The following is a 4,891-nucleotide window of genomic DNA, read 5'->3' as shown; positions in this document are numbered from 1 at the left end:
CCTTATTTTTTATGAAAAAATGTAAAGCGTGTGAAATTTTACTGATGGTAAAATTTCACACGCTTTTTAATTTAGAGATGGGTTTTGTCCCAGCCTCTTTTTATAATTTTTTATTTACTAATTACTACTTCAGCAGGTTTGAGAACTACTTTATATGAGATTGATCTTTTTAGTTAACCAAATAAAGTATTCATTACTTGTAAGAAGAAAGTTTATATACTCACTCTTATTGAATAAATAAGTAATATCGCCAAAACGATACATATTACATATTTAGAAAAATGCACAAGTCTTTCATTCTCAAATATCTTAATTAACAAGTAAAAAAAGCCGACTACCCATATACCATTTTGAAAAAAAGTCGCTATTATATTGCTAAGCAAATTGAGATAAAAATATAAGTCCAATAATAATCCCTCCTATTTTAATAATATATTACCACAATTAACCAAAATGTTAATAGAACTAACTGCACCCTTAGTTGAAGAGGAGTCCGTTTCACTATTCTTAATGTTTGATTCTAGGTTTTTTTATTTCCACAAATTAATGCTTGTCAAAATAGAAACGTTTGTTCTAAAATAATGCAAACGAATGTTCTTGTTTGAGAGGTGTGGAATGATGAAAGAACAACTTATTAAAGCAATGCAACGGAACCAATTTTTGAATATGATGTATATGGCTAAAGACGGCACAGTGTCACAAAGGCGTATTAAGATTATTAAAATTGCTGGTGATTCGTTTCAGGCTTATTGTTTTACAAGGCAAGCCAAGCGCACATTTATGATTGATAGTGTATTGGCGGTTGTTCCAATCAGCCACAAGGATCGTTCGGTTGTATGCTGAAACCTGAACAAAGAAGACTATTTCATAAATTTTTAATACTGGAAATGGCAGTTCAATCATTACAACGTGACTTCCCTGTAATTGAAAATTTGAAAATGAGTAAAGTTTATTTACCCATCCTTGATAAGTTACTAAAAGACATATCCCATGATTATTACGATTCAAAAAGATTATTGGCAAAAGAAAAAATAAGATTAGTAAAGGTAGAAAAAATAGACGAATATTTTAGTGACGTCCATATAGCTACAGCTACAGCTGGTGACGATGTAGTACTTCGATATGCTAATCAAGCCTAAAAGACGCAAGTGGAAAAACTTATTATAACTTATTTTTTAAAATTGGGTTCTCATAAAAAATGAGCACCTTTTTTAATTTCCCTTATATAATATGAATCCTCTTTATTGAATTGGTATCAACATGTGTTGTATTTTTAATTTTTGGTTTTATTTGGTTAATTTAGGGTACACATAAAAAGAGTAGGATTTATTTATTTTGAGGGGAATAGTGAAATGATTTGATATCTTATAGTTAAAATAAATAATTTAGTAATAAAATTACCAAAATCAGAAGTTTTGTGTTTTAATGTAAAGTGAGGGAGAGGAGGAAAAGATTAACAAAAAAGTGAGTTGATATTTGTGAATTAAATGTACGTTATTTTTAACAAAGATAAGAGGGTTGTGAAAAGATGTTAAAGAATAAAATTATTTCAGCTGTAATTACATTAATTATAGGTATATTTATTATTCCATTATTTATTGGATCTACATACAGCATTGCATATGGTATTTATGGTACTGCATTTACTGCACCAGCTATGGTTATAGCTGTTATAGTATCAATTTTGATTGAAAAATACAGTAAAAATAAAAACGTTATATTCATGTATATTAAGCATTTACTATGTGCATTAATTTTTTCACTATTATTTAGTTTAGTTAATTTTAATGCTCATACTTTTAAAGATACTATTTATTTAGCTTCTTTAATGGGAAGTATTTATATAACTATATTTGTAATCTTTGATTATTTGTTAAGAAGTTTAAATAAGAGTAGATAAAATAATAATTCTTCTAAATCATTATGAATATTTTAGAGGTAGTTGAATTTAACAAAATTGAGAACTAAAGTTCATCACGAAAAAAAGACCGTTTTAACGGTCTTTTTTTTTAATTGTTTTTTGTACTGTCATATGAACGACCAACGTCGACCCATTCACTTTTTAAGAACGGGAAAAGGCCTCCAATTTCTTTTGCGCTCGCTGGCACAGCTGAATAAATTATTTCAGGACCTTTTTTCATGGAAGTAATGTTACGCATGAATTCATACGCTGGGAAACCATCACGTTGACCTGTAATTCGTACGCTACCTGTACGAGTTACTTTAAGTACGAAAGTGTAGTCAATAGCTGGAGCTAAAGCAACTAATGGATTTTTCATAGCGCACTTACAGTTAATATACAAGACATCATCAATGATGTTTGTGTTGTATGTTAAGCCAGATTCAGATGCTGTCTCTCTTTTTGTAACTTTCCATTTCCCTTTTACAAGGTCTTCTTGAATCGTTTGACCTACTTTAGTTTTCCCTTTAACGCCATAGTTTGCTTTTGACGTATCAATAGTAAAACTTTGTGATGTTCTGAATGCAGTTGATTTCCAATCAGCATTATTTCGTGTATCACCATGGAAACGTGAAGTTTTTGGGTGAAGAGGATGTTCTACATACTTAAACGGTAAAAATGTACGTAAACGTAGTTCTAATTTTGCCATAATATAACCTCCAATATTTTTGTGAAATATGAATCACACATATTGGATAGGTATATTATTAATAGAAAAAACAACCAAATAAATTAGAAATTAGGTTGTTTTTTTTCTGTGTAAAGCCACTTTATATTAAGAGCGTATGTTCTTTTTAGGAGGGGTATTTTGGACAAACTATACTTAAAATCGATACTGAATAGTTTTTTAACTATTGAGCAAAATAAAAAACTGTATGAGGACTATAAAGTTAGTTTTGATATAAAGAAATTGGGTGTTTTAGAAAATGAATTTGAAAAATTTTATTCGAAAATAGTTCTTGTTTCATATTTTTCAAAAGCACTTCATTTCGCTGCTCAAAAGTATGATCAGGGAATTAGAAGATACAAACATTTTGAAGAGGAATTGTTGGAAAGAAATGAGGATGTAATATACATAGATAGTTACAATGTGCATGAGCCAGACAATCTTGCAAACCATATTGAAGATCAAGATATTAGTGAATCCATAAATGATCTGACAGACAGGCAAAAACAGATTTTATACCTGCACTTTGTTAAAGAAATGACCGAAGCTGAGATTGCAAAAGCAATGAATATATCTCAACAAGCAGTCAACAAGGCAAAAAATAAAGCTATTGATGAAATTAGACTAAATGCTAATAAATAAGGAGTATCACCATGGATAATAAAATAGATTCATTAGAAGTAATCGAAATGATGCAACCAAAAATTAAGAAACTGTTATATCAAACGTCTATTGACAATAGAGAAGATTTGGAACAAGAGTTAAATTTGTTAATTATAACTTCAATGGAAAAGATTAAATTAAAGAATATGCCGAGCTTTTCTAAATTAATAAGTTTATTTGAGTACAGTGAAAAAGTTAGCTGATCTACAGTTAAATGACACACATTTTATTGTGTTTTTCAATATTAATAAGCTGTTACGATTGTTAAATTGAGAGCTAGCATAGTAGAGAAAGTAAGAGATCCTAATTTTAATATGAAGACATAGTAATTTGCTTATATTATTACTTGATATAAGAGGGGATTTTTCAGCACTTATTATTTAACAAATAGATGGGTTAATATTTATCATGTATTAGTAACTAAAAAATTTTACATAGTATGTATAATAAGGAAAAAGACTAGCAAAGCAATTGTGCCATGTTAGTCTTTTGTATTTCCAAAGACCAATTCATTACTATTGTATAATTGTTTTTTAAGAGTTCCAAAGTAGATAGTTCACTGGATAAGTCAATTCATTGGTACCAGAAATTTGACTTTTCCAAACGACTCCATCGCTAGACTTCAATATTGTTCCATTGATTCCGACTACTAGATATTCGCTGCCATTCCATGTAACATCTTCTAGTTGATTAGTTGTACCTGTAAATTCTTTATTCCAATTGACGCCATCAGTAGATCTTAATATATACCCTCCTGTGTCGGTCGCCAAATATTCGCTACCATTCCATATGATAGATCTAATCTGTTCAGATGTTCCAGATATTTGTTCATTCCATGAAACACCGTCGTTTGAAGTGAAAATTGACCCACTTCGCCCAACTGCGACATACTGACTACCATTAAAAACAATGTCTAACATATAATCTGGAATATTAATTGAAGTCCATGAAGTTCCATCACTGGAAGAGAGAATATGATTACCTGATGTTGCTAAATATTTATTTCCATCCCAAATTATACTCCTAATGATTCCACTCGAACCTGTTGTTATTTGATTCCAGTTATCGTTAGTTTTAATAGCATCTTGATTAAATAATTTAACTTCATTAAACTCTGTATCATTTGCTATTCTATTTATTTCTTCTTTGATTTGTTCAAGCTCATTTTGAATTGTATTTCTATCATTTAATGTATTTGTATCGTTTGCTGCTTGTACTGCCAACTCCCTTCCTCTTTGAAGCAAAGAGTGAACCTCGTTTAATGCTCCTTCAGCAGTTTGTATTAAAGAAATACCATCCTGGATATTTTTACCTGCCATATTAAGACCGCGAATTTGACCACGCATTTTTTCAGAGATTGCTAAACCAGCAGCATCGTCTCCAGCTTTATTAATTTTATATCCAGAAGACAGTTTTTCTAATACACTATTAGTCTTTTTATTATTTTGAGTTAATCTATTATTTGCATTTAGAGATGAGATGTTGTGTCTAATAATCAAAACAGATCCTCCGTTTATAAAATAATGAATCGGCTACACTAAGTTGGACATAAAAAATAAGGGCTAGTACACTTAGACTACCAACTTAAAGGAGCGTGCAAC

At 30.0% G+C, this 4,891-nt stretch carries 7 protein-coding genes; 5 read left to right on the top strand and 2 right to left on the bottom strand.

The annotated features are described in order from the left end of the window. Positions 1-618: 618 nt before the first annotated feature. The 3 genes from AC07YC_RS22725 to AC07YC_RS22715 all read left to right on the top strand — a co-directional run bounded on the left by AC07YC_RS22725 (position 619) and on the right by AC07YC_RS22715 (position 1,900). Complete coding sequence (locus tag AC07YC_RS22725; RefSeq protein WP_494920514.1) at positions 619-843, top strand: transcriptional regulator; 225 nt, start codon at positions 619-621, stop codon at positions 841-843. A 44-nt stretch (positions 844-887) separates the two neighbouring features. Then, entirely contained in the window at positions 888-1,139 is a 252-nt protein-coding gene (locus AC07YC_RS22720; RefSeq protein ID WP_494920513.1) for a YhjD family protein, read from the top strand. A gap of 389 nt (positions 1,140-1,528) precedes the next feature. Next, positions 1,529-1,900, top strand: coding sequence for a hypothetical protein (locus tag AC07YC_RS22715; RefSeq protein WP_494920512.1), 372 nt, complete (start codon positions 1,529-1,531; stop codon positions 1,898-1,900). Between the two features lie 109 nt (positions 1,901-2,009). Here AC07YC_RS22715 and AC07YC_RS22710 read toward each other — a convergent pair whose 3' ends face one another. Beyond that, positions 2,010-2,609, bottom strand: coding sequence for a DUF3238 domain-containing protein (locus AC07YC_RS22710; protein ID WP_494920511.1), 600 nt, complete (start codon positions 2,607-2,609; stop codon positions 2,010-2,012). A 159-nt stretch (positions 2,610-2,768) separates the two neighbouring features. Between AC07YC_RS22710 and AC07YC_RS22705 the strand changes: the two genes are divergently transcribed. Together AC07YC_RS22705 and AC07YC_RS22700 are read left to right on the top strand one after the other, a co-directional pair. Continuing rightward, positions 2,769-3,269: a sigma-70 family RNA polymerase sigma factor gene (locus tag AC07YC_RS22705; RefSeq protein WP_494920510.1), complete on the top strand. Its 501-nt coding sequence runs from the start codon at positions 2,769-2,771 to the stop codon at positions 3,267-3,269. 11 nt (positions 3,270-3,280) lie between these two features. Beyond that, positions 3,281-3,493 (top strand): hypothetical protein, encoded by a 213-nt coding sequence (locus AC07YC_RS22700; protein ID WP_494920509.1) that lies wholly within the window; start codon positions 3,281-3,283, stop codon positions 3,491-3,493. Between the two features lie 330 nt (positions 3,494-3,823). Here the strand turns inward: AC07YC_RS22700 and AC07YC_RS22695 are convergent, their stop codons facing one another. Further along, positions 3,824-4,789, bottom strand: coding sequence for a flagellin N-terminal helical domain-containing protein (locus AC07YC_RS22695; protein ID WP_494920508.1), 966 nt, complete (start codon positions 4,787-4,789; stop codon positions 3,824-3,826). Positions 4,790-4,891: the final 102 nt, after the last annotated feature.

It is taken from the genome of Lysinibacillus sp. GW247-5R2A, assembly GCF_059424475.1.
This window is presented reverse-complemented; position numbering and strand designations above follow the sequence as displayed.

Excerpts from the sequence above, each read along its gene's own strand:
- AC07YC_RS22725 (WP_494920514.1), top strand. The coding sequence starts at position 619 with ATGAAAGAACAACTTATTAAAGCAATGCAACGGAACCAATTTTTGAAT.
- AC07YC_RS22720 (WP_494920513.1), top strand. The coding sequence starts at position 888 with ATGGCAGTTCAATCATTACAACGTGACTTCCCTGTAATTGAAAATTTG.
- AC07YC_RS22715 (WP_494920512.1), top strand. The coding sequence starts at position 1,529 with ATGTTAAAGAATAAAATTATTTCAGCTGTAATTACATTAATTATAGGT.
- AC07YC_RS22710 (WP_494920511.1), bottom strand. The coding sequence starts at position 2,609 with ATGGCAAAATTAGAACTACGTTTACGTACATTTTTACCGTTTAAGTAT.
- AC07YC_RS22700 (WP_494920509.1), top strand. The coding sequence starts at position 3,281 with ATGGATAATAAAATAGATTCATTAGAAGTAATCGAAATGATGCAACCA.